A 23,746-nucleotide genomic window follows, 5' to 3' on the forward strand; every position below is an offset into this window, starting at 1 on the left:
CCGTCAGCCGGTAGAGAAGAAGAAAAAAGAAAAGAAGAAGCCCTGGCCGCATGAAATGCCCTTTTTGCGGCCATCTTGAAACGCAGGTCGTCGAGACCCGCGTTTCCGAGGACGCCGACTTCGTCCGCAGGCGCCGCCAGTGCAGCGCCTGCGACAAGCGCTTCACCACCTACGAGCGCCCGGACGTCAACTTTCCCGTGGTCGTGAAGAAGGACGGCAGCCGCGCCGACTTCGACTCGACCAAGGTGCGTGCCTCCATGATGCTGGCGCTGCGCAAGCGCCCCGTGAGCATCGAGCAGATCGACAACGCCCTGCTGCGCATCGAGCAGAAGCTGCTGGCCAGCGGCCTGCGCGAAATCGACTCGACCAAGGTCGGCGAGCTCGTCATGCGCGAACTCAAGAAGCTCGACAAGGTCGCCTACGTGCGCTTCGCCTCGGTGTACCGCAGCTTCGAGGACGTGGACGAGTTCAGGCAGCTGCTGCGCGATATCTGAGCGGCCCTGCGTCGTTTTCTCATCTCTTTTCCGCGTTTTTTCAGCGGTTCCAGCACGACTGCACCAACGCATTCGAGGCATCGGTGCTGCCGGCGGCCAGCTTGACGCCCTGCTGATTCACCGTGAGCGTCCCGCACTCGTCGCGGGCCGATGCGCCCTGCGGCACGGCGCGCAAGGTATAGCTGGTCGTCGATCTCGCCGCATAGCCGATGGCATAGCTGGCCGGGCCGGACGAGGGCGACTGGCCGAGCCCCGCCGGCAGCGCGACGTTGGCTGGCGGATATTTCCCGTTGACCGTCAGGTAGCGCTCGTTCCACTGCGCAGCCTGCAGCAACTGCTGCTTCGCGTCGGCCCGCTTGGCCCGCAGCACGTAGCGCGTGTAGCTCGGGTAGGCGATGGCGGCGAGGATGCCGATCACCATCGTCACGATCATGAGTTCGATCAGCGTGAAGCCGCGCGAACGCGCCCGTTTGCCAACCTTGGTTCTGGAGTGCTTGTTCATGTTCGTTCTTCAGTTCGTCGAGATCAGGCTGCGCCAGCCGAAGCGGCGCACGATGTCCGGCCGCTTCGGCGACTTGCAGTCGCCGGCGGCATTGCAGATCACGTCCCTGCCCTTTTCCCGGTTCTGCGGCTCCAGGACGATGTCATCCCTGCCGGAACGATTCCGGAACCCCAGATAGGCTCCCACTGCACCAGAGGTGGTGTATGCGATGCCCTCGGGGGCAGAGCCGCTGAACAGGTCGACCACCAGCGACCAGCCGTCGTCGCCCGTGCCGGCGGTGCAGTCGATCGAATTGCTGCTCGAACCGGGAATGGTGGTCGAGAACAGCCCGACCCCATTGCCCAGCACGTTACCGGGATAGACGATGCGCTCCCCTGTCGTCGGCAACTCCAGATGCCAACCGCGCTTGGCCTGCGAGCCGGTGTAGCTCACGGATTTGCGGGAGACGGTGCGCAACTCGACGCCGGCTTCATCGACAGGGGTGGTACCGATGGTTTGTGCCACGAGGTCGGTCAGGGTCGCCGTGCCGACGCTCCCGTTGGCCGGGTCCCAGATGCCGTACAGGTACTGCTGGGCGCTCAAGCCTTCGTCACCCGAGGCGAACAGCCGCCCGGTGCCGAACACCACCATGTAGCCGCCACGCGGATGATCGACGACCACGGGTGCGGCCGTGATCGGCTGCCTTGCGTCGGCCGAGAACAGCGGCTTGTTGTCGAGGCCGGATGCGGCTGCGGTCGAACGGTTCGGACCGACCGGACCTAGCGTGGCCTTCCACTTGCGGCTGTCGGGGTCGCTCAGATCGAATTTCCAGAGGTTCCCGAACAGGTCCCCGGCGTAGACGAAATCGACCTTGCCGTCGCCGTCGCGGTCCACAGGGCGCGGCGCCGACAGGCCGTTGCCGATGTCGCTCCCCTGCATGGCGGGCACGGGGATCTTCATGATCGCCTTGTCGCCGTCCAGATACTGGATCCACAGCACGGCTCTCTCGCTCCTGTTGTTGTAGCCGTTGCCAAGGATCAGAGCCTTGCGCTCGTTGTTCAGCGGCGCCACCTGCAGCGCACGCCCCGAGAAGGAATCGAGCGCGGGCTGCTGGAGCTGATGGCCCAGGTCTTCGTCGGCGAGCGCAGTCGTGTCGATCAGCGCCACGCTGGCGGCCTTGCTCTCGTCGATGGTCTCGGGCCTCGTGACGTCGAGCACGAAGTACCCCTTGCCGCCCGCTCCGAGCGTCCCCACGAGCAGGGACCTCCACTGCGCCGCCTTCTCGGCGTCCGTGACCTTGGAGGCGGTTGTCGTGCCGCGGCTGCCCATGTAGACATCGGCCACGAAGGCGCTGCCGTCGACGTAGTACCTGTGCGAGTAGGAGCCCTCGCTGAGCCGCTTGAGCCCGGGCGCTTCCGCCGTACCGAAGAGGCCTTCGGGCACATAGGCGAACTCTTCCTTGCCGGTCGAGGCATTGAAGGCATGCAGCATGCCGTCGTTGGCGCCGACGTAGACCATCGGCGCGCGGCCGACGCTCGCGGCAAATCTGGCGTAGGCGTCGTTGGTGAAGCCGCTCCTGGGTTTGCCTGCGTACCAGACGCTGGAGCCCACGATGTCGCCGAGCACATGGGCGCGCTTGCGCAATCCCAGGCGAGTGCCCTCGTTGCTGCGGTCACCACGCAGGAAGTCGAGCACGCCCTGGCCCAGCGCCGTGCTTGCGGCGTCGACAGCGGCGGAGCCCTTGAGCGCATCCTTTTGCGTGTCGTTCAGGCGGTTCCACCGGAACGGCACGCCGGAACCACTGGTTGCGGCGCTGGAGGCCGTCGCCGTGGTCGTGCCCGAGAAGCTGAGCACCTTGCGATCGCTGCCGTGCGCTCCGGGCGTCGCCATGCGCGCGTCGAGCAGATCGCGCGCAGACCAGACGGACGAGGATGCCAGCCTGCCGTCGGCGCCGAACCTCGTGGCGGTGAGCGTGCCCGACCAGTCCGCGGAGTCGTAGCCGGCCTGGTAGACGGTCGTGCCTGTCGACACCCTGGAGGCGCTGGCGGCGATGGAGGTCAAGGGCAGGCTCGTGTTGACCAGGATCTGCCCGAGGATCGATTTGAAGGCGCTGCCGAGCGCCTGGGCGTTGGATGCCGGCGTGAACGTGCCGCGGCTGTTGAGCGCGGCATGCCACAGGTCCATGCGCACGGCGGCGGCATTGGAGGGTTTCTCGTGGTAGTACCCGCTGCCACCGTTGAAAGCATTCCAGCTTTGCATCTCCAGCGTGCTCGCCAACGGGTTCGACCAGGCGATCGTGCCGTCTACCAGCCGCGCGTAGTCACCGCTGTAGGTGGGCTGTGCCGCCCTCGCCGAGATGGCCGGAGCGCCCGCCCACGACGAGGCCGCGCCGAATCCGATGGTGTAGGTCGTCAGGTGCTGCCAGCCGGCTGGATTGTTCTTCGGATTCCAGTACTCGGGGACGGTCTTCCCGCCTACCGCGACGGCACCGGCCTCGGCAGTGATCCTCCGGATGTTGTTCGGGATACCTGGCTGCAGGTCGCTGGCCCAGTAGTGGAAGGCCATGTCGGCCAGGGTTGGACGGTATTCGGCCCCGGACTTCCAGTTGCCCCACAGATCCTTCCTCCAGTTGGCAGCGTTGTGGACGGCGCCGGCGTCGTCCTTGTAGGGCGGGCGCGGCACATAGGCGACGGAATCGGGCAGGACGCGGCCCGTCCCGTCCTCGTTGCCGATAGCCGGCATGTTGAGTTCGCCCGGATCCTGGTTGAACCCGAAGAGGTTGTAGTCGCCATCGGTCATGAATATATGGAAGGACCTGCGGCAACCGGACGTCGTGGCGCCCTCCACTCCCGGATCGTCCGAATACGGGTTGTACCGGCCGGTAGTCTTCATGTACTCGCCGGCGCGGGTCATCATGGCGTGCAAGGGGGTTCCGCCGTAGGGGTCCAGCGAATCGACCCAGGCCATGAAATTGGCGCGATGCGCGCCGTCCAGCGAATGCATCAGGTTTGCGTTGACGCGGCCTCCGATCTCGCATTTGCCGGCTCGATACCTGCCCGCTGAGGTGTCGCCGAAGAACCCGACGCAGTTGTTGTCCTTGCCGCTGAAGCCGCCGGAGTTCATCGCCTGCCAGGCAAGACGGATCCGGTCGTCGGGAATGCTGGCGGCGGAGAAGTTTTCCCTGAGCGCGGTCTTCAGCGCTTCCATCCGGCTGGGAGGATTGGGAGGCGCTGCGCCGCCATCCGGAGTCCACGACGACCACTCCATGCTCCCGGAGTTGTCGACCGAAACGATCACGTTAGGCGCCGGCTCCTTGACCGCCGTGTTGCGCGGCACCTGCGCCAGCGAATACGGCGCGGCATGGCCGATGGACTGCGCCAGTATCAGTCCGCACAGCGCTGTTCTCTTGGAAATTCCGTTGATGTTCATGTGTTTCCCTCCCGCCATGCTCAATTCACCCCCTTGACCGGGTCCGGATCGAAGGACACCTGCAGTTCGACCCGCGTGGCGCCCGCCAGGCTCGCGGCGCGCACGCCGGTTGCGACCGCGGTGATCCGGTAGAGCGGGTATTTGCTGTTCCTTCGGTCGATGACCTCGATCCAGTACCTGGCACCGGTCAGCGCCAGGCTGCCCGCATCGGGCGCTCCGGTGAACTGCCCATAGGACGCGTGCCGGTCCTTGTACGCATCGCGGCGCCAGAACCGGTAGGCCTCGCTGCCCGAGGCAGCCGCGACCGAATCGGGCGCGGAGAAGTAGCAGATGCCCCGCGCGCAGCTGTCCGCACCGTCGGTCATGTAGGCGGTCATCCAGCCGGTGTCGCGGTCGGGGAAGACGCGGCCGTCTTCGGCCTTGCGGCAGCGCTGCACGGCGAGCGCCGAGCACGGGACATAGGCATGACTCGCGGAGTCGAAGGCCAGTTGCCTGATGTCGCGTTCCGCATCCAGCAGCGTGGCTTCAGCCGCCTCGAAGGCTCGCTGGTACTCGCGCTGGTTGCCCGCCACCGATTCGAGAAGCGAGGCGGTTCGCGCGCCGCCGATCAACAGCAGCGCCGAGAGCAGCAACATGATCATCACGACGAAGAGCGAGAAGCCGTGTTGCACGGCACGCCCGCCAGAAAACCCGCGGTGCGATCTCATAGCGCCCCCAGGTCGTTGCGCAGCGAGAACACCGCCGTGTAGACGCGCCGCAGCCTCCCATCGCTGCTTGTGCGCGACTCCCCGTCGCAGTCGGCATGGCTGCCGCCGGGGTTGTTCCTGGAGTTGCCGACGAGCTGGAGGCAGACACGCACCGTGCGAACGGTGTTGAAGTCCGCGATGTCGTCGGCCGTCACATAGCGCACCACCTGCTGGCTGCCGGCCTTTGCACCGACGCCATACATGACGTCGAAGCGCTCGACGCCTTCGATGACCGGCTGCGGCGTCGCATTGCCGCTGCCACGGCACCTGAGCACGCCCTTGTTGTCCACCGAGAATTCGCTGGTGATCAGCCGCACGTTGCCCGGCGCGCCGGGATCGGCCGCGCCATACCCGCCGACCGAAGATCGTCCGGGCTCCTGCCCCAGGCAGTCCTTGAAGTAGTCGGGGTTCGGCGCGTAGCCGAGCTTCAGCCTGTCGTTCTCAGACCCGCCCGGCGACTCCACGCCCCTGACCGCGAAGAAGGCCGGTTCGCCCGTGAGATTGGTGGCCTTGTCGGGGTTGACGTTGAAGTAGTACAGCGGCTCGGTGGCGTCGATGGGGATGTATCCGGCCTGCCGGATCTGCTGCCCCAGCAGCCTGAACGCCAGTGCCGACGACTGGTTGAGCGCGTTGACGTCGTCACCCGTCATGGCGGTGCTGCGCGTGCCGAGCATGGCCGCGATGGCGGCCAGCACGACAAGCATGCCGATGATCAGCGCGACCAGGAACTCGACCAGCGTGAATCCGGCCTGCCGCGGCTCGGGAAAGATTGCCGCGCGCTTCATGGTTGCGGCACCGCGACGGAGACTTCGAGACAGGCCTTGTCGTTGGGGCACCCCCACCCCGCGTCGGGGGCGATCGGATTGAGCACCGACGGCTCGTCCCACGCGATGTGCATGAACAGCATGCCGCCGGCCGTCGCCTTTTCCTGGACGTCGGCCAGACCGCCCGGCAACGCAGCCGCCACCGCCCGCTTCCAGCTCCACAGATCGTGCGCAGCGAGTTCGGCGGCGTTGCAACTGGCACTCACGCACGAGGGCTTCGGCTCTTCCTCATCCGCGGGCGACCAGTCGACCACGTAGGGACTGGCTGCTGCCGCACTGGCTACAGGATTGGCCCTGATGCGGTCGGCCATGTCGCCGGCGAGCTGCATGGCGATGCTCTGGTTGCTCGCTCCGACGCTGTCGCTCAGCACGCGTATCTGGAAGCCGGCCAGCGCCAGCAGTCCAAGCGAAAGCACCAGAAGCGCCACCAGGGCCTCGATCATCGAGAAACCCGCTTGCGCACCGCCCCGCATCAGCACGATCCGTCCCCCTTCACCAGCTTGACGCGCCCGCCGAGCGACAGGCACACCGCGACGGCATTGGACGAACTGTCGCTGCCCGACGGGCGAAAGCCGAAGCTGGTCGCGCCTGTCGAATGCCCCATCGCATCGAACGACATGGCGCCGCCCGTGTTCTTCTCTATCGCGACCCGGTCGTCGGGGTCTTGCCGCCTGAGGGTCTCGATGGTGTTCCCGCTTCCGACCAGCGTGTCCCAGCCGCAGCTCCAGTCACGGCCCCTGCAGTCGGCGCGTTGCTGGATGACCACCGTCTTCCCTCGCCGGGCCGCCTCGGCGCGCGCATGGGTCACGCTCGCCACGAGGGCCTTGGCCATGCCCTCGACGCGATAGCGCTCGACGAGGCCGCTGAAGCTGGGCAGCGCCATTCCGAGCATCACGGCCATCAGTACGATGACGACCATCATCTCGATGAGCGTGAAGCCTCGCTCTGACGCGCAGAATCCGATGTTGTTCATGTCGTGCCGCCCGTCGCCTTGCACCTGCGTGCCGGACGAGCGCTTCTCCCTGATTTGCAATGGGCGCGAATTCTATTTTTTCAATTTCCCATTACCCGGCGAATAGCGGCAATTGCACGACAGACGGTCAAGACAAATAGATCGACGGCGAATTGTTTTCGAGCGATTTCGAATTGACATTTGCAACAAATTTGATTTAACAAAAGAATGACAAAAGAAAATCCGAATTTCATGATTCAGGCGCTGGACCTCGCACGCCAGGCCGGTCCGGAGACCGATCCGAATCCGCGCGTGGGCTGCGTGCTGGTGTCGCCCGAGGGCACCGTGATCGGCCAGGGCCACACCCAACAGGTCGGCGGCCCGCATGCCGAGGTCATGGCGCTGCGCGATGCCGCCGCGCGTGGCAACTCGGTCGCTGGCGCAACGGCCTGGGTCACGCTGGAGCCCTGCTCCCATCACGGCCGCACCGGCCCGTGCTGCGACGCGCTGGTCGCGGCCGGCATCGGCCGGGTCGTGGCGGCGATGGCCGACCCCAATCCGCTGGTCGCCAGCCAGGGCTTCGGGCGGCTGCGTGCCGCCGGTGTCGAGGTCGAAGTCGGGCCGGGTGCGGACGAGGCGCGGGAGCTCAATCTAGGCTTCTTCAGCCGCATGGTCCGCAAGACGCCGTGGGTGCGGCTCAAGGCCGCGGCTTCGCTGGACGGCAAGACCGGCCTGCGCAACGGCGTGAGCCAATGGATCACTTCCGAGCCCGCACGCGCGGACGGCCATGCCTGGCGGGCACGGGCCAGCGCGGTGCTGACCGGCGTGGGCACGGTGCTCGAAGACGATCCCCGGCTCGACGTCCGGCTCGTGCAGACCACGCGCCAGCCTCGCGTGGTGGTGGTCGACAGCCAGCTTCAGACTCCTCCGGGCGCCAAGCTCTTCATGCCGGGCCGCGATGTCTGGATCTATGCCGCGGTGCAGGACCAGGAGAAGACCGCCGCCCTCGAGGCGCGCGGCGCCACCGTCACCTGCCTGCCCAATGCGCAGGGCAAGGTCGACCTGGCGGCGATGCTGAAGGATCTAGCCCGCCGCGAAGTCAACGAATTGCACGTCGAGTCCGGGCACAAGCTCAATGGCTCCCTGCTTCGCGAGGGCCTGGTCGACGAGCTGCTGGTTTATCTGGCTCCGAAATTGATCGGCGACGGGCTGGACATCGCCTCCGGCATCCACGCCGGCGGGCCATTGACCGAATTGGCGGGCGCATTGCCCCTCGAATTCCGCAGCCTCGGGCAGGTCGGCCCCGACCTGCGGATCGTGGCCAGGGTTGCCGGAAGGGACGCCTTCTAGCCCGCCCCGCCCGAAGCCTCTTCGTTCTCTGCGAAAATGCGAGGATGTTCACCGGAATCATCACCGGCGTGGGGCGCATCGCCGCCATCCACGACCTCGGCACCACCTCCTCCCACGGCAAGAGACTCAGCATCGAGGTGCCCGCCGGCTACCTCGACGACGTCGGTCTCGGCGACAGCATCGCGCTCAACGGCGCGTGCATGACCGTCACCACGCTCGCTCCCGAGCGCCAGCAGTTCACCATCGACATTTCGGCCGAATCCCTCGACAAGACCGCGGGCCTGACCGATGAAGGCAGCCGCATCAACCTCGAGAAGGCCTTGCGCGCCAGTGACCGCCTCGGCGGCCACATCGTGTCGGGCCACGTGGACGGCATCGGCAGCGTCAGCCTGTTCGAGCCGGTCGGCGAAAGCTGGGAATTGCGCGTGGTCGCGCCGCCCGAGCTGGCCCGCTTCCTCGCCTACAAGGGCTCGATCACCGTCAACGGCGTGAGCCTCACCGTCAACAGCGTGAAGGACATCGCCGGCGGCGCGGAGATCAGCATCAACCTGATCCCGCACACCGTCGAGAACACCTCCCTCGGCGGCCTGAAGGCCGGCTCGAAGGTCAACCTCGAAATCGACACCGTGGCGCGCTACGTGGAGCGCATGCTCCAGGCGGGCGTGCTCGCACCGACTCCATCCAAGGACATCTCCAGATGAACGCCTCCGTCACGCCGATCGGCGCCCCCCGCGCCGCGCGCGCACCAGCACCGATCTCACCGGTCGAAGAGATCGTGGCCGAGCTCGCCGCCGGCCGCATGGTGATCCTCGTCGACGAGGAAGACCGCGAGAACGAAGGCGACATCGTCATCGCGGCCGACCACATCACGCCCGAGGCCATCAACTTCATGGCCCGCCATGCACGCGGCCTGATCTGCCTGACGCTCTCGCGCGAGATGTGCGAGCGGCTGCAGCTGCCGCCGATGGTCCAGCGCAACGGCGCCAAGCATTCGACCGCGTTCACCGTCTCCATCGAGGCGGCCGAGGGCGTGACCACCGGCATCTCGGCCGCCGACCGCGCGCGCACCGTGCAGGCCGCCGTCGCGCCCAATGCCGTGGCCGCCGACCTGGTGCAGCCCGGCCACATCTTCCCGCTGCAGGCGGTGGACGGCGGCGTGCTGATGCGCGCCGGCCATACCGAAGCCGGCTGCGACCTCGCCGCCATGGCAGGCTGCTCGCCCGCCTCGGTGATCTGCGAGGTGATGAACGAAGACGGCACCATGGCCCGCCTGCCCGACCTGCAGATCTTCGCGGCCGAGCACGGCATCAAGATCGGCACCATCGCCGCGCTGATCGAGCACCGCAGCCGCGTCGAATCGCTGGTCGAGAAGGTCGGCTGCCGCGAGATCCAGACCGCCTGGGGCAGCTTCACCGCCCACGCATTCCTCGACAAGCCCAGCCATGGCGTGCACCTCGCGCTGGTGCGCGGCAAGTGGACGCCCGACGAAACCGTGTCGGTGCGCGTGCACGAGCCGCTGTCGGTGCTCGACGCGCTCGAAATCAACCGCTCGCTGCACTCCTGGAGCCTCGACGCCAGCCTCTCGCACATCGCGACCGAGGGTAAGGGCGTGGCAGTGCTGCTGAACTGCGGCGAAACCGCCGGCGAGCTGCTCGCTCAGTTCGACGGCACCGCGCGCCCCGCGCAGGCGCCCGAGCGCGGCCGCATGGACCTTCGCAGCTACGGCATTGGTGCGCAGATCCTGCGCGAATGCGGTGTGCACAAGATGAATCTGCTCGGCACGCCGCGTCGCATGCCGAGCATGGCTGCGGGCTACGGCCTCGAGATCGCCGGCTACCTCACGAAAGACTGAACGACCATGCAAGGTTCAAACAAGGGCGAAACGACGCTCAACGGCAAGGGACTGCGCATCGGCATCGTGCAGGCGCGCTTCAACGCCGACATCACCGATGCGCTGGCCTCGGCCTGCCTCTCGGAACTCGAGACGCTGGGCGTGGCCGCCAGCGACATCCACCACGTGCAGGTGCCGGGCGCGCTCGAAGTGCCCGTGGCGCTGCAGGCGCTCGCCGAGCGCGGCGGCTACCACGCGCTGGTGGCGCTGGGCTGCATCATCCGCGGCGAGACCTACCACTTCGAACTCGTGGCCAACGAATCGGGCGCCAGCGTGAGCCGCGTTGCGCTCGACTACCGCCTGCCCATCGCCAACGCGATCCTCACCACCGAAAACCTCGAACAGGCCGTCGCCCGCCAGACCGACAAGGGCCGCGACGCGGCCCGTGTGGCTGTCGAGATGGCGCAACTGCTGGCCACCCTTTCATGACCGAAGACCGCTCCAAGTCCCTCAAGGCCCTGAAGGCCGCCGGCGAGAAGCCCAAGCAGTCGCGCGTGGGCCTCACCAGCACCGGCGTGCGCAAGGCTGCGGCCAAGTCGAACCGCACCCGTGCGCGCGAATTCGCGCTGCAGGCGCTCTACCAGCACCTGGTGGGCCGCAACGATCCGACCGACATCGACCACTTCACGCGCGACCTCGCCGGCTTCCACAAGGCTGACGCGCTGCACTACGACGCGCTGCTGCACGGCTCCATCGAAGGCGCCGAACAGCTCGATGCGCTGATCCGCCCGCTGCTCGACCGCAAGTTCGAGGAGATCTCGCCCATCGAGCATGCGGTGATGTGGATCGGCGTCTACGAATTCCAGAACTGCCCCGATGTGCCGTGGCGCGTGGTGCTCAACGAGTGCATCGAGCTGGCCAAGGAGTTCGGCGGCACCGATGGCCACAAGTACGTGAACGCGGTGCTCAACGGGCTGGCGCCGCAGCTTCGACCGCTCGAAGTGGAAGCGGACCGCGCTTCGGGGAAAGCGCGAGCATGAGGAGCGCCGCACGGCCGCCCGAAGGCGCTCGCCCCCTCGCTTGCGAGGGGGTTGGCGAAGGCGCGCAGCGCCGCAGCCTGGGGGTGCGATGAGAATTTCCACGCGCGCGCAGCGCATCGAGCCCTTCTATGTGATGGAAGTGGCCAAGGCCGCCGGCGTGCTGGCCCGCGAGGTCGCCCACACCGACCGGCCGATGATCTTCCTGAACATCGGCGAGCCCGACTTCACCGCCCCGCCGCTGGTGCAGGAAGCCGCCGCCCGCGCCGTGCGCGCCGGCGCCACGCAGTACACGCAGGCCACCGGCCTCGACCACCTGCGCGAACGCATCAGCGGCTGGTATCGCCAGCGCTTCAACGTCGACGTGCCGGCCCGCCGCATCGTCGTCACCGCCGGTGCCTCGGCCGCGCTGCAGCTGGCGTGTCTCGCGCTAATCGAATCGGGCGACGAGATCCTGATGCCCGACCCGAGCTATCCGTGCAACCGCCACTTCGTGAGCGCCGCCGAGGGCAAGGCGGTGCTGCTGCCGACCACGGCCGAGGAGCGCTTCCAGCTCACGGCCGACAAGGTCGAGGCCGCCTGGACCGACAAGACGCGCGGCGTGCTGCTGGCATCGCCCTCGAATCCGACGGGCACCTCCATCGCGCCCGACGAGCTGCGCCGCATCCACGAGGTGGTGTCCAAGCGCGGCGGCATCACGCTGATCGACGAGATCTACCTCGGCCTCTCCTACGACGATGCCTTCGGTCAGACCGCGCTGGCCATCGACGAGAACGTCATCAGCATCAACAGCTTCAGCAAGTACTTCAACATGACCGGCTGGCGCCTCGGCTGGCTGGTGGTGCCCGAAGTGCTGGTGCCGGTGGTCGAGCGCCTCGCGCAGAACCTCTTCATCTGCGCGAGCACGGTGTCGCAGTACGCCGCGCTGGCCTGCTTCGAGGACGAGAGCATTGCCGAGTACGAACGCCGCCGCGCCGAGTTCAAGGCGCGCCGCGACTGGTTCATTCCGCAGCTGAACGCACTGGGCCTGAACGTGCCCGTGGTGCCCGATGGTGCCTTCTACGCCTGGGCCGACTGCACGTCCTTCGCCGAGAAGCTCGGCATCTCCGGCAGCTGGGACTTCGCCTTCGAGACCATGAAGCGCGCCCACGTCGCCGTCACGCCCGGGCGCGATTTCGGCACCGCCGAGACTGCCAAGTTCGTTCGCTTCTCCACCGCCAGTTCGATGGCGCATCTGCAGGAGTCCATCGAGCGCCTGCGGGCGATGGCAGAGAACCGGGCCCGATGAGCTACGCGTTCCCGATCCGCGTCTACTGGGAAGACACCGACGCCGGCGGCATCGTGTTCTACGCCAACTACCTGAAGTTCATGGAGCGCGGCCGCACCGAATGGCTGCGCTCGCTGGGCGTGGAGCAGCGCAAGCTGCGCGAGGAAACCGGCGGCCAGTTCGTGGTGAGCGAGACGCAGCTCAAATACCATCGGCCCTCGCGGCTGGACGACGAACTGCTCGTTACGGCCGATCTTCAACAACTGGGTACCGCGTCACTGATAATCGGACAGCGCGTGCTATCGAAAACAGAGCAGGAGCGAACGGGGGCCTCCGAACCCGTCCTGCTGTGCGAAGGCACCATCCGCATCGGGTGGGTGGACGCGGCCACACTGCGGCCCGCACGCATCCCGAAACAGGTGACGGGAACCCTCGAGCGCTACAGCGGCTCCATGACTCAACCTTTCAAGCCATGAACCAAGACCTTTCCATCATCAATCTCCTGCTCCATGCGAGCTTCGTGGTGCAACTGGTCGTGCTGCTGCTCGTGATCGTCTCGATCGCAAGCTGGGCCGCGATCATCCGCAAGTACTTCGCGCTGCGGCGCATGCGGGCCCTCAACGACGACTTCGAACGCGAGTTCTGGTCGGGCACCAGCCTCAACGAACTCTTTGCCTCCGCCGCGCAGAACGCCAAGTTCGCCGGCCCCATGGAGCGCATCTTCGCCTCCGGCATGCGCGAGTACCAGAAGCTGCGCGAGCGCCACGTCACCGACGCCGGCACGCTGCTCGATGGCGCCCGCCGTGCGATGCGCGCGAGCTTCCAGCGCGAACTCGATGCGGCCGAGCAGAACCTCTCCTTCCTGGCCACCGTCGGCTCCGTCTCTCCGTACGTGGGCCTCTTCGGCACCGTGTGGGGCATCATGCACGCCTTCACCGGCCTGGCCGCCCTGGCGCAGGTGACTCTGGCCACCGTGGCCCCCGGCATCGCCGAGGCGCTGGTGGCCACCGCAATCGGCCTCTTCGCCGCCATTCCGGCGGTCGTGGGCTACAACCGCTTCGCCCGCGAGATCGACAAGATCGCCATCGCCCTCGAAACGTACATCGAGGAGTTCTCCAACATCCTGCAGCGCAACCTGTCGGCCAACCCGGCTGCCGGCGGCGCGGGCTCCTCGGTGGCTCCGGCCAACCGCTGAACGGAGGCGCAGCGCATGCCCGCCGTTTCATCCCGGGGCCGCGGCCGCCGGACGATCAACGAGATCAACATGGTCCCGTTCATCGACGTGATGCTGGTGCTGCTGATCATCTTCATGGTCACCGCGCCGCTCATCACGCCGAGCGTGATCAACCTGCCGACGATGGATCGTGCCAACAAGCAGCCCGACAAGCCCATCGAGATCGTCATCAAGAGCGAAGACGAAGTGCAGATCAAGAAGGATCCGTCCACCGGCACCGGCGGCACCTCGATTCCCATGAACCAGATCGGCTCGGCCGCCAAGCAGGCCCAGGGCGGCGACGACCAGCGCCCGGTGGTCATCAGTGCCGACAAATCGGTGAAGTATGAAACCGTCGTGAAGGCGATGAACGAGCTCAAGAAGAATCGCATCGAGCGCGTGGGCCTGTCGGTCACGACCACGGGCGGCAAATAAGGCATGTCGCTCGCACTGGATCGCCCCGAGTTCGCACCGCCGCCGCAGCGCGGCACTGGGCGTGCATTGGTACTGGCGCTCATCGCTCACGGCCTGCTGATCGCGGCGCTGACGTGGGGCGTGCGCTGGCGCAGCGACGCCGACGAGGGCGCGGTCGACGCGGAGCTGTGGTCTTCCACGGTGCAGCAGGCGGCTCCCCGCCTGCAGGCACCGCCGGCGCCCGCTCCCGTTCCCGCGCCACCGCCGCCCGCCCCCGCACCGCCGCCCCCGCCCGCAGCGAAGGCTCCCGAGCCCGCTCCCGCTCCGAAGGCTCCCGACATCGCCCTCGAGCGCGAGAAGAAGCTCAAGGAGCAGAAGGAACAGCAGGAGCGCGAACTCGAGCGGCAACAGCAGCAGAAGAAAAAAGAGCTGGAAGCCAAGCAGCGCGCCGAGGACGAAGCCCAGCGCAAGAAGGAACAGCAGCAGAAGCTGGCCGAGCAGAAGAAGCAGCAGGAAGCCGAGGCCAAGCAGGCAGAGCAGAAGAAGGCCGAGACCGCCGCGAAGCAGGCAGCCGCCGACCGCGCCGCCGCGCTCAAGCGCATGCAGGGCCTTGCCAATGCCACCGGCAGCGATGACTCGCGCGGCACGGCCCAGCGCACGTCCGGTCCGTCCAGCGGCTATGCCGGCCGCATCGCCGCCGCGGTGCGCCCGAACATCACCTTCCCCGATGCCGACACCGTGAACGGCAACCCGGCGGCCGAGTTCGAGGTGAGCCTGGCACCCGACGGCACGATCGTCGGCGTGAAGCTCAGCAAGTCGAGCGGCCTCCCGGGCTGGGACGACGCCGCCGAACGCGGCCTGCGCAAGACCGACAAGCTGCCTCGCGACACCGACGGGCGCATCTTCCCGTCGCTGATCGTCACGCTGCGTCCCAAGCGCTGATCCCTGCGCGCATCTAACGCGCAGCTAAGAAAACGGGCCCCTTCCGGGTGACTTGCACGTCACCCGGAACTCGATAATCGGGGCTCATGAACCCCAACGGCCGCATCCGCTACGGCAGCAGTCCTCTGCTCGCCAGCCCCACTCCCGTGTGGCGCAGCAAGTTCATCGTGGCCAGCGTCGCCTTCGGCTTCCTGCTGCTGGCCGGACGCGCAGCCTACGTCCAGATCTTCGCCAACGACTTCTTCCAGCACCAGGGCGAGGTGCGCTATCAGCGCACGCTGGAGCTGCCGGCCAACCGGGGCCGCATCCTCGACCGGCACGGGCTGATCCTGGCCTCGGACATCCCCGCGCCCAGCATCTGGGCCATTCCGGAGGACATCGAGCGCGACGACCCGGCCACGCTCGAAAAGCTCAGGCAGGCCGCGAAGCTGCTCGGCATGCCGCAGAAGGACTTCGACAAGAAGCTGGAGGACGAGGACAAGAGCTTCGTCTGGATCAAGCGCCAGGTCGACGAGCCCATCGCCAAGCAGGTTGCCGCGCTCAACATCAAGGGCATCTACCTGCGCCGCGACTACCGCCGCCAGTACCCCGAGGGCGAGGCGGCGGCGCACCTGGCGGGCTTCACCAACGTGGAGGACGTCGGCCAGGAGGGCGTCGAGCTCGCCTTCGAGCACGAGCTTGCCGGCAAGGCCGGCTCGCGCCATGTCTTGAAGGACCGGCTGGGCCACATCATCGAGGACACCGAGGACCAGGTGCCGCCCACGCCGGGCCACGACATCCAGCTGAGCATCGACGACCAGGTGCAGTTCGTGGCCTACGAGAAGATCCGCGACGCCGTGGTCTCCAACAAGGCGCGCGCGGGCAGCGTGGTGGTGGTCGACGCGCAGACCGGCGAGCTGCTGGCCATGGCCAACTACCCGAGCTACGACCCGAACGACCGCCGCAACCTCACCGGCGAGCAGTTGCGCAACCGCGCGATGACCGACGTGTTCGAGCCCGGCTCGACGATGAAGCCCATCACCGTCGCCACCGCGCTGCAGTTGGGCCGGGTCACGCCCAAGACCATCATCGACACCAATCCGGGGCGCATTACCGTCTCTGGCGCGACCATCCACGACGACGAGAACTTCGGCGTGCTCACGGTCGAGGGCGTGATCCAGAAGTCGAGCAACGTCGGCGCGACCAAGATCTCGCAGCGCATGTCGGCGCAGGAGATGTGGAATTCGCTCACCGCCGTGGGGCTCGGCCAGAAGCCGCAGACGCCCTTCCCCGGCGCGGTGACGGGCCGGCTGCGGCCGTGGAAGTCGTGGCGCCCCATCGAGCAGGCCACCATGTCGTACGGCTACGGCCTGTCGGCGTCGCTCTTCCAGATCGCGCATGCCTACACGGCCTTCGCGCACGGCGGCGAGGTGATTCCGATCAGCCTGCTGAAGAACCACGGAGAGGAACCCGCCGGCGTGCAGGTGTTCTCGCCGCTGGTGGCCAGCGAGGTGCGGCAGATGATGCACATGGCCGCCGCGCCCGGCGGTACCGCGCCGCTGGCCCAGACCGTGGGCTACTCGGTGGGCGGCAAGACCGGCACCGCGCACAAGCAGGTGGGCAAGGGCTACGCGAGCAACAAGTACCGCGCCTGGTACACGGGCATGTCGCCCATCGACAAGCCGCGCATCATCGTCGCGGTGATGGTCGACGAGCCCAGCGCCGGCAAGTACTTCGGCGGGCTCGTGGCCGCGCCGGTATTCAGCCAGGTGGTGCAGCAGACGCTGCGCATCATGAACGTGGTGCCCGATCTCGCCGTGGCGCCGATGGCTCACTGAGCTGCCGCCGGCCTCGTTTAGGATCATCGGCAACACTTGTTGCCGGCGCTCCTGACATGGTCGAAACCACCCCTGCCGTAAGCCTCGAAGACCTGACTCCGCTGCCCTACCAGCGCGCCCTGGCCGCATGGCTGGAGGCGAACGAGCCCGAGGTCTGGCGCTGGGCCGCCTCCGCCGAGGCGCGCGAGGAGCACGCCGCCGCCGTGCGCGCCGAACTGCTGCGCAACTCCTACCGGCTCGACGCGGCCGCGCACCCCGAATTGCATTCGCACGCCCAGGCCGCGGCACAGCGCCTGGGCATCACCGCGGCCGTCACGCTCTACCAGGCGGGCGACGGCGCGATGAACGCCGCGATCCACTTCATGCCCGGCGAGGCGCACATCGTGCTCTCGGGCCCGCTGCTGGAGCGCCTGCAGGGCGCCGAGATGCAGGCCGTGCTGGGCCATGAGCTGGCCCACTACCTGCTGTGGGAACTCGACGGCGGCAGGTACCACGTCGTCGACCGGCTGCTGAACGCCACCGCGGCCGACCCGCGCGCCGATGCCAGCCACCTGCAGGCGGCACGCCGCTACGCGCTCTACACCGAGGCCTTTGCCGATCGCGGCGGCTGCGTGGCCTGCGGCGCGCTGGAGCCGGCGGTGAGCGCGCTGGTGAAAGTGCAGACTGGCCTGAGCCAGGTCAACGCCGCCAGCTACCTGCAGCAGGCCGAGGAGATCTGCGCCGCGCCCGACATGCAGACGCGCGGCACGAGCCACCCCGAAGTGTTCGTGCGCGCCCGTGCGCTGCGCTTGTGGACCGACCGCGAGCCCGATGCCGACGAATGGCTGGCAGGCGCGCTCGAAGGCCCGCTCGACCTGGGCACGCTCGACATCCTCGGCCAGCAACGCGTGGGCGCGATCACGCGTGCCACCATCGCGCAGCTGCTGCAGCGGCCCTTCCTGCAGTCGGAGCCGCTGCTGGCGCACGCGCGCCGCTTCTTCCCCGACTTCAAGCCGCCCGGCTCGGCCATGCCGCCGCCCGAGGAGGTGCCCGCCGGCCTGCACGACTACCTGGCCAGCGTGCTGGTCGACTTCGTCGCGGCCGACCCCGAGCTCGACGACATCACCCTCGCCGCCGCGCTCGGCATCGCGGAAGCGCTGGGCTGCGCCGGGCCGCTGGAGCAGCGCGTGGTCAAGGACATGCGCTTTCCCAAGCGCAACCTCACGCGCGTGAAGCGCGAAGCCGCCGCCCTGCTCGACAAGGCGCAGTCCCAGCACCAGCAAGCCGCGACCACATGACGACACAGGCATCCGCCCCCCTGCTGCAGCTGATCGACGCCGCCGACGCGCACGGCGGCCTGCAGACCGACGACGTGCTCAAGCTGGTGCTGCCGCTGCTGCGCGAGGTGTCCGCCCTGCACGAGCAGGGCAAGGTCGCCGCCCTCGGCAGCGCGTTTGCCTACCGCGTCACCGAGGCCCCGGCGCTCACGCTCGCGCAGCCTGAAGGCACCGAGCCGCTCCGCAATCTCGAAGCCATCGCCCCGCTGGAACAGCCCGCCGCCTCGGTGCTGCGCGTGGTCGGCGAACAGCGCGTGACCATCGACGCCGATGCCGGCTTCTCGGTCGAGAACCTCATGCTCATGGCCGACGCCGCGCCCGATGCACTGCCGACGCGCCCGGTCTACCTGCCCGGCTACGGCGCCTGGGAGCAGCGCTTCGCGCATCACGACGCGCTCAGCGACATCCTGTGCCTGGGCCAGGTGCTCGCCAGCCTTTCGTGCGGGCTCGACTTCAACGACGGCGAGGAGCTGGGCCGCTTCGTCGCGAATCGCGGCAACCTGTTCAACCTGAACCGCCGGCTGCATCCGGTGGTGGCCGCGGTGATCTTCGAGATGACGGCGCTCGACCGCCACGAGCGCGCGCGCGACCTGCCCTCGGTGATCCGCCGCCTCGAAACCTATCGCGACCAGCCGCTGGACCTGGGCCTGGAACGCATCGCTCCCGCGAAGGACGGCGCCGGCCAGCGCCGCGAGGCGATCCAGCTGCACCTGCGCGACCGACTGTTCGACCTGTCGCGGCGCAACCGGCTGCTGTACTTCAAGCCCACGCAGGCGCACGTGAACCTCACCATCGCGAGCGTGCCGCTGGTGGTCGACATGCACAGCATCCGCGTCGACCAGCTCTGCCTGTGGGACGGCCGCTTCGCCTCCGACATCACCGCCTGCAGCCCCGTGCCGCTGGCGCGCTGGCTGCGCTTCGAGGACCAGCCCTACCTGCCCGGCGCGCTCGACCGCATCCTGCAGGAGGCGCGGCGCGATCGCTCCGAATACGGCTTCTCGCAGCTGTCGCTGGTCATCGCCTTCCTGCGCTGGCACAACCTGAAGGAAGACGCGGCCGAGCGCATCGCGTCGCCGCTGCTGATGCTGCCGGTGGAGCTCACACGCAAGAAAGGCGTGCGCGACCAGTACCTGCTCGAGGCCTCGGCCAGCGAGGCGCAGGTCAACCCCACGCTGCGGCATCACCTGCGCCAGCTCTACGGCATCGTGCTGCCCGAGACGGTGGACCTGCGCGAGACCGCCATCGAGCAGTTCCACGCCCAGCTCGCAGCGCAGATCGCGCAGAGCGAGCCCGGCGTGCAGCTGCGGCTGGTGCGCCAGCCCGAGATCGCGCTGATCCACCAGCGCGCGCGGCAGCGGCTCGAACAGTTCAAGCGCCGCACGCGGGTGCGCACAACCTCGGCACTGCCGGCCGCGGTGCACGACTTCAGCTACGCGCACGACGACTTCCGCCCGCTGGGGCTGCAGCTCTTCCACGCGCGCGTGCGCGGCGTGCCGCTGCCGGTGCGGGACGCCGTCGGCGCAAGGCCGCAGCCGCGCGCGCCGCAGATGGCTCCCGCCGCCGCCTCGGCCGAGACCGAGCGCAAGACCATCGAGCTGCGCGAAAGCTCCGGCAATCCGTACCAGTGGGACATCGACCTCACGGCCGTGACGCTGGGCAACTTCAACCACCGCAAGATGTCGCTGGTGCGCGACTACTCGGGGCTGGCCGAGTCCAGCATCGCCAACGAGGCCTTCGACCGCGTGTTCTCGCTGCAGCCGCGCCAGGTGGATGCCGAGGCGCCGCCCTCGCTGCCGCTCGCCGAGCAGTGGCCCGTGGTGCAGGCCGACGCCACGCAGACCGCCGCAGTCGCGCTGGCGCGCACGGGCACCAGCTACATCATTCAAGGCCCTCCGGGTACGGGCAAGTCGCAGACCATCACCAACCTGATCGCCGACTACGTGGGGCGCGGCAAGCGCGTGCTCTTCGTGTGCGAGAAGCGCGCGGCCATCGACGTCGTGTTCCACCGCCTGCGGCAGCAGGGGCTGGACGAGCTGTGCTGCATGATCCACGACTCGCAGGGCGACAAGAAGGCCTTCGTGCAGAACCTGCGCAAGACCTACGAGCACTGGCTCGAAGCGCCGGAAGAACTGACGCAGGAAAGCGCCGAGCGCGGTCAGCTGGTCGATGCGATGGAACTCGACCTGCGCGCGCTGGAACGCTTCGACGCCGCCATGCGCGAGGTGCCGGCGCACATCGCGGTGACGCTGCGCGAGCTGGTCTCTCGGCTGATCGCGCTCAAGCCGCATGACCCGGCGCTGACGCCGCTGCAGGCCGAGGCGCTGCCCGCCTTCGCCGCCTGGCGTGGCCACGCGGAGCTGATCTCGCGGCTGCACTTGGCCGTGACCGAAAGCCTGGGCACGACGAACTTCGCGCAGCATGTGTTCTCGCTGCTCTCGCCCTCGATGCTGCGACAGGAAAAGCCGCTGGCGAAGCTGGTCGAACTCTCCGAACGCGCCGCCGATTCGAGCGGCGCCTGTCGCGATGCATTGGTCGGCGCCTGGCCGCCGCTCGCCGAAGCCCGCGCCACATGGGCCGACGCCTTGGCCGTAGTGGCCGACGCGCGACGCGTAGCCTCGCTGGCCGCGCGCGGACAGCTCAGCCTGCTCGACGGCACGCACGCCGACAGCCTCGCGCTCGGCAACACCATGTCCGAGCGCCATGGCCTGACTCAGGCGCTGGACGAAGCGCTGCAGCGCACCGCCCAGTGGCGCGACAAGCTCACACCCGCCGACACCGAAGCCGGCCTCGCGCAGGCCCGCGCCCAGCAGGGCTCGGTGCTGCGCTGGCTCAAGCCATCGTGGTGGCGCCTGCACGGCGAACTCAAGCGCCGCTACAACTTCGCCGCCCACGCAGTGCGCCCGCAGCCTGGGCAGATCCTCGAACAGTTGCTGGCCGAGCACACGGCCCGCGCCGCCGTGCAGAAGCACCAGGTGCGGATCGAGGCCGACTACGGCTGTGCCGACCCCGAAGCCTTCGTGCAGCAACTGCAGGCGCTGCGCAGTCCCAACGGCACCACCGGCCTGCGCGCGGAATTCCAGGCCCATCTGCGCACCGGCGCCAGCGCCGCCACCCGCAGCGTCGAGCAGCTTGCCGCAGCCGGCGTGCACGTCGACACGCTCGACGCCCTGCTGCGCGACTTGCTGCACGACGCCGCCGGCCAGCCGCTGGACGCGCTCGAAAAGCTGGCCCGCACCCTGCGCGAACAGGCCGATGCCCTGCCCTCGGTGCTGGTGCCGCTGCAGGAACTGGCCGATGCCGATCCGGCCGTCGCCACGGCGCTTCGCACTCTGCCATTGCCACCCGATGCCATCGAATACGCCGTGGCCCGCGAAAGCCTGGAGCGCGTCTATCGCGCCGAGCGCTGGCTCCCGCGCTTCGACGGCGCCGCGCTCGCGCGCCATGCACAACGGCTGGCCGAGGCCGAACGCAAGCTGCTGGGGCGCAACGCCCGCACGCTGGCAGCCGCCGTGCGGCAGCGCTTCCGCGACCATGTGCAGAAGAGCGCTCTCTCAGCCAGCCAGCTCGACGCCGAGGGCAAGCTCTTCAAGAAGAGCTACAACGCCGGCCGCCGCGAGCTCGAGCACGAGTTCGGCAAGACCATGCGCTACAAGGCGATCCGCGAGCTCGCCAGCGGCGACACTGGCCAGGTGGTGCGCGACATGAAGCCGATCTGGCTCATGAGCCCGCTGTCGGTGTCCGACACACTGCCGCTGGCGGCCGACCTGTTCGACGTGGTGATCTTCGACGAGGCCAGCCAGATCCCGGTGGAGGAAGCCGTGCCCGCGCTGTACCGCGCGCCGCAGATCATCGTGGTGGGCGACGAGATGCAGCTGCCGCCGACCAGCTTCTTCTCGTCCGGCCGCGACCCCGAGGACGAAACCGTCTCGGTCGAGGAGGAAGGCGACCGCATCGCCGTGGTGCTCGACGCCGACAGCCTGCTGAACCAGGGCGCGCGCAACCTGCCCGCCACACTGCTGGCTTGGCACTACCGCAGCCGCTACGAGTCGCTCATCGGTTTCTCGAACGCGGCCTTCTACGCGGGCAACCTCTACACCATTCCGGACCGCAGCCTGCCGGTGCCCGAGCGCGACGAGATCCTGGTGCAGTCGCGCACCCCGTCGGAAGAATCCGTGGCGGCGCAAGTCGATGCGCTGCTCTCGCGCGCCATCAGCTTCCACCGCGTGACCGACGCGGTGTACGAGAGCCGCGTCAACGAGGGCGAGGCGCGCCACATCGCGCAGCTGGTGCGCGAACTGCTGCGCCGCGAGACCGGCCTGAGCCTGGGCATCGTGGCCTTCTCGGAGGCGCAGCAGGGCGAGATCGAGGAAGAGCTGGAAGCGCTGGCCTCCGTCGACAGCGCCTTCGCGGCCCGGCTCGAAGCCGAGTACGTGCGCGAGGAGGACGACCAGTTCTGCGGCCTCTTCATCAAGAACCTCGAGAACGTTCAGGGCGACGAGCGCGACATCATCCTGCTGAGCATCTGCTACGGGCCGAACCCCGAGGGCCGCATGCTGATGAACTTCGGACCGATCAACCAGCGCGGCGGCGAGAAGCGGCTCAACGTGATCTTCAGCCGCGCGCGGCACCACATGGCGGTGGTCTCGACCATCCGGCACGAGGCGATCACCAACGACCACAACGAGGGCGCGGCCGCGCTGAAGAACTTCCTGCGCTATTCGGAATGCCTCTCGCGCGGCGATGCGGGCACGGCAAGGCGAGTGCTCGAAGGCATGAACCCGCTCACGCGCGGCAGCGGCGGTCCGCGTCATGCGCGGGCCGACGATGTGACGGCGCAGATCGCCGCCGCGCTGCGTGCGCGCGGCCATGCGGTGGACGAACAGGTGGGGCAGTCGCGCTTCCGCTGCGACCTCGCATTGCGCGCGCCCGGCTCATCACCGAACGATGGCCACTACGCGCTCGGCATCCTGGTCGACACCGCCACGCACTACGAGAACCGCAACGTGCTGGAGCGGTACGTCTCGCGCCCGCGCATCCTCGATGCCTTCGGCTGGCGGGTGCTTCAGGTGCTGGGCAAGGACTGGCTGCACGAGCCCGACGCGGTGCTCGAACAGATCGAGCAGGCCCTGGCGAAGGCCGGGGCTGCATCCAAGGAGGAGATCAGCGCAGCACGCTGAGGCGCTTCACGTCGAGTTCGACCTTGCTGCCGATCAGGTCCTTGTCGAACTCGCCCGTGACCTCGACACGCACCTTGTCGTCGATCTTCACGCCCGGCGGGAAGTGCTTGGCGTCGATCTCCACCTTGATGCGGCCGGTGTCGTCCGCGAAGGTGTAGTGCTCGCCGCCGTCGTGCGACACGATGAAGCCGCGCAGCGTGACGTGCTGGTCGTCCTTGCCGGTGTCGAGCAACTGCTTCACGGTCATCGTCGGCACGGTGCTCGGGCCGGCATACGGCGTGCCCGATCCGGTGGCCGGCTGGGTGCTCGGGCCGGAGTACTGGGCCGAGGCGGCAAAGGGCAATGCCAGGGCCAATGCGATGACGAGGGACTGTTTCTTCACGGCGGTTTCCTCCTTGAGCTTCACGGTTGAAAGGCAGGAGGCATCCTAGCGAGGGCTTCAAAGAGCCCACGCCC

General features: G+C 68.1%; 21 protein-coding genes. 14 read left to right on the forward strand and 7 right to left on the reverse strand.

The genetic code is table 11. From position 1 onward, the window contains the following. Positions 1 to 50: 50 nt before the first annotated feature. Positions 51 to 494 carry a transcriptional regulator NrdR gene (gene nrdR / locus SFB74_RS18710; protein WP_007836918.1) on the forward strand — a complete coding sequence of 148 codons (444 nt, stop codon included), beginning with the start codon at positions 51 to 53 and terminating at the stop codon, positions 492 to 494. A gap of 40 nt (positions 495 to 534) precedes the next feature. On the opposite strand, the gene SFB74_RS18715 is transcribed toward nrdR, so the two are convergent. The 6 genes from SFB74_RS18715 to SFB74_RS18740 are packed head-to-tail and all read right to left on the reverse strand — an operon-like array spanning position 535 to position 6,947. Continuing rightward, positions 535 to 996, reverse strand: a complete 462-nt coding sequence (locus tag SFB74_RS18715) for a type IV pilin protein (protein ID WP_432725733.1) — start codon at positions 994 to 996, stop codon at positions 535 to 537. A gap of 9 nt (positions 997 to 1,005) precedes the next feature. After that, positions 1,006 to 4,404 carry a PilC/PilY family type IV pilus protein gene (locus SFB74_RS18720; RefSeq protein ID WP_432725735.1) on the reverse strand — a complete coding sequence of 1,133 codons (3,399 nt, stop codon included), beginning with the start codon at positions 4,402 to 4,404 and terminating at the stop codon, positions 1,006 to 1,008. A 20-nt stretch (positions 4,405 to 4,424) separates the two neighbouring features. Beyond that, the gene (locus SFB74_RS18725; RefSeq protein WP_432725737.1) at positions 4,425 to 5,075 is read right to left on the reverse strand and encodes a pilus assembly PilX family protein; all 651 of its coding nucleotides are present in this window, start codon (positions 5,073 to 5,075) and stop codon (positions 4,425 to 4,427) included. A 32-nt stretch (positions 5,076 to 5,107) separates the two neighbouring features. After that, on the reverse strand, positions 5,108 to 5,935 hold the full coding sequence (locus tag SFB74_RS18730) for a PilW family protein (RefSeq protein ID WP_432725738.1): 828 nt from the start codon (positions 5,933 to 5,935) through the stop codon (positions 5,108 to 5,110). Next, positions 5,932 to 6,447: a type IV pilus modification protein PilV gene (pilV, locus tag SFB74_RS18735; protein ID WP_432731966.1), complete on the reverse strand. Its 516-nt coding sequence runs from the start codon at positions 6,445 to 6,447 to the stop codon at positions 5,932 to 5,934. The genes SFB74_RS18730 and pilV overlap by 4 nt, the downstream gene beginning before the upstream one ends. Further along, complete coding sequence (locus SFB74_RS18740; protein ID WP_432725739.1) at positions 6,447 to 6,947, reverse strand: GspH/FimT family pseudopilin; 501 nt, start codon at positions 6,945 to 6,947, stop codon at positions 6,447 to 6,449. The genes pilV and SFB74_RS18740 overlap by 1 nt, the downstream gene beginning before the upstream one ends. A gap of 207 nt (positions 6,948 to 7,154) precedes the next feature. On the opposite strand from SFB74_RS18740, the gene ribD reads away from it, so the two are divergent. The 13 genes from ribD (at position 7,155) to SFB74_RS18805 (ending at position 23,290) form a co-directional block, all read left to right on the forward strand. Continuing rightward, on the forward strand, positions 7,155 to 8,276 hold the full coding sequence (gene ribD / locus SFB74_RS18745; protein ID WP_432725740.1) for a bifunctional diaminohydroxyphosphoribosylaminopyrimidine deaminase/5-amino-6-(5-phosphoribosylamino)uracil reductase RibD: 1,122 nt from the start codon (positions 7,155 to 7,157) through the stop codon (positions 8,274 to 8,276). A 44-nt stretch (positions 8,277 to 8,320) separates the two neighbouring features. Beyond that, positions 8,321 to 8,977, forward strand: a complete 657-nt coding sequence (locus SFB74_RS18750) for a riboflavin synthase (RefSeq protein ID WP_432725741.1) — start codon at positions 8,321 to 8,323, stop codon at positions 8,975 to 8,977. After that, on the forward strand, positions 8,974 to 10,128 hold the full coding sequence (ribBA, locus tag SFB74_RS18755; RefSeq protein ID WP_432725743.1) for a bifunctional 3,4-dihydroxy-2-butanone-4-phosphate synthase/GTP cyclohydrolase II: 1,155 nt from the start codon (positions 8,974 to 8,976) through the stop codon (positions 10,126 to 10,128). The genes SFB74_RS18750 and ribBA overlap by 4 nt, the downstream gene beginning before the upstream one ends. A 6-nt stretch (positions 10,129 to 10,134) precedes the next feature. Further along, positions 10,135 to 10,596, forward strand: coding sequence for a 6,7-dimethyl-8-ribityllumazine synthase (gene ribH / locus SFB74_RS18760; protein WP_432725744.1), 462 nt, complete (start codon positions 10,135 to 10,137; stop codon positions 10,594 to 10,596). Continuing rightward, on the forward strand, positions 10,593 to 11,147 hold the full coding sequence (nusB, locus tag SFB74_RS18765) for a transcription antitermination factor NusB (protein WP_093202799.1): 555 nt from the start codon (positions 10,593 to 10,595) through the stop codon (positions 11,145 to 11,147). Before ribH ends, nusB begins: the two co-directional genes overlap by 4 nt. Positions 11,148 to 11,235: 88 nt before the next feature. Continuing rightward, a complete protein-coding gene (locus SFB74_RS18770; RefSeq protein ID WP_432725745.1) occupies positions 11,236 to 12,432 on the forward strand; it encodes a pyridoxal phosphate-dependent aminotransferase in 1,197 nt (398 codons plus the stop codon). Further along, entirely contained in the window at positions 12,429 to 12,887 is a 459-nt protein-coding gene (gene ybgC, locus SFB74_RS18775; RefSeq protein WP_093202803.1) for a tol-pal system-associated acyl-CoA thioesterase, read from the forward strand. The genes SFB74_RS18770 and ybgC overlap by 4 nt, the downstream gene beginning before the upstream one ends. Continuing rightward, the gene (gene tolQ, locus SFB74_RS18780; protein WP_093202806.1) at positions 12,884 to 13,606 is read left to right on the forward strand and encodes a protein TolQ; all 723 of its coding nucleotides are present in this window, start codon (positions 12,884 to 12,886) and stop codon (positions 13,604 to 13,606) included. Before ybgC ends, tolQ begins: the two co-directional genes overlap by 4 nt. A gap of 15 nt (positions 13,607 to 13,621) precedes the next feature. Next, positions 13,622 to 14,059, forward strand: coding sequence for an ExbD/TolR family protein (locus tag SFB74_RS18785; RefSeq protein ID WP_432725746.1), 438 nt, complete (start codon positions 13,622 to 13,624; stop codon positions 14,057 to 14,059). A 3-nt stretch (positions 14,060 to 14,062) separates the two neighbouring features. After that, positions 14,063 to 14,980 carry a cell envelope integrity protein TolA gene (locus SFB74_RS18790; protein ID WP_093306159.1) on the forward strand — a complete coding sequence of 306 codons (918 nt, stop codon included), beginning with the start codon at positions 14,063 to 14,065 and terminating at the stop codon, positions 14,978 to 14,980. 86 nt (positions 14,981 to 15,066) lie between these two features. Continuing rightward, positions 15,067 to 16,797 (forward strand): peptidoglycan D,D-transpeptidase FtsI family protein, encoded by a 1,731-nt coding sequence (locus SFB74_RS18795; RefSeq protein WP_432725747.1) that lies wholly within the window; start codon positions 15,067 to 15,069, stop codon positions 16,795 to 16,797. 56 nt (positions 16,798 to 16,853) lie between these two features. Next, entirely contained in the window at positions 16,854 to 18,074 is a 1,221-nt protein-coding gene (locus SFB74_RS18800) for a SprT-like domain-containing protein (protein WP_432725748.1), read from the forward strand. Further along, positions 18,071 to 23,290 carry a DUF4011 domain-containing protein gene (locus SFB74_RS18805; protein WP_432725749.1) on the forward strand — a complete coding sequence of 1,740 codons (5,220 nt, stop codon included), beginning with the start codon at positions 18,071 to 18,073 and terminating at the stop codon, positions 23,288 to 23,290. Before SFB74_RS18800 ends, SFB74_RS18805 begins: the two co-directional genes overlap by 4 nt. Here SFB74_RS18805 and SFB74_RS18810 read toward each other — a convergent pair. After that, a complete protein-coding gene (locus SFB74_RS18810; protein WP_432725751.1) occupies positions 23,274 to 23,672 on the reverse strand; it encodes a YgiW/YdeI family stress tolerance OB fold protein in 399 nt (132 codons plus the stop codon). The two genes, SFB74_RS18805 and SFB74_RS18810, sit on opposite strands and share 17 nt — an antisense overlap. Positions 23,673 to 23,746 lie beyond the last annotated feature (74 nt).

Source organism: Variovorax xiamenensis (assembly GCF_050916385.1).
Classification (GTDB): domain Bacteria; phylum Pseudomonadota; class Gammaproteobacteria; order Burkholderiales; family Burkholderiaceae_C; genus Variovorax.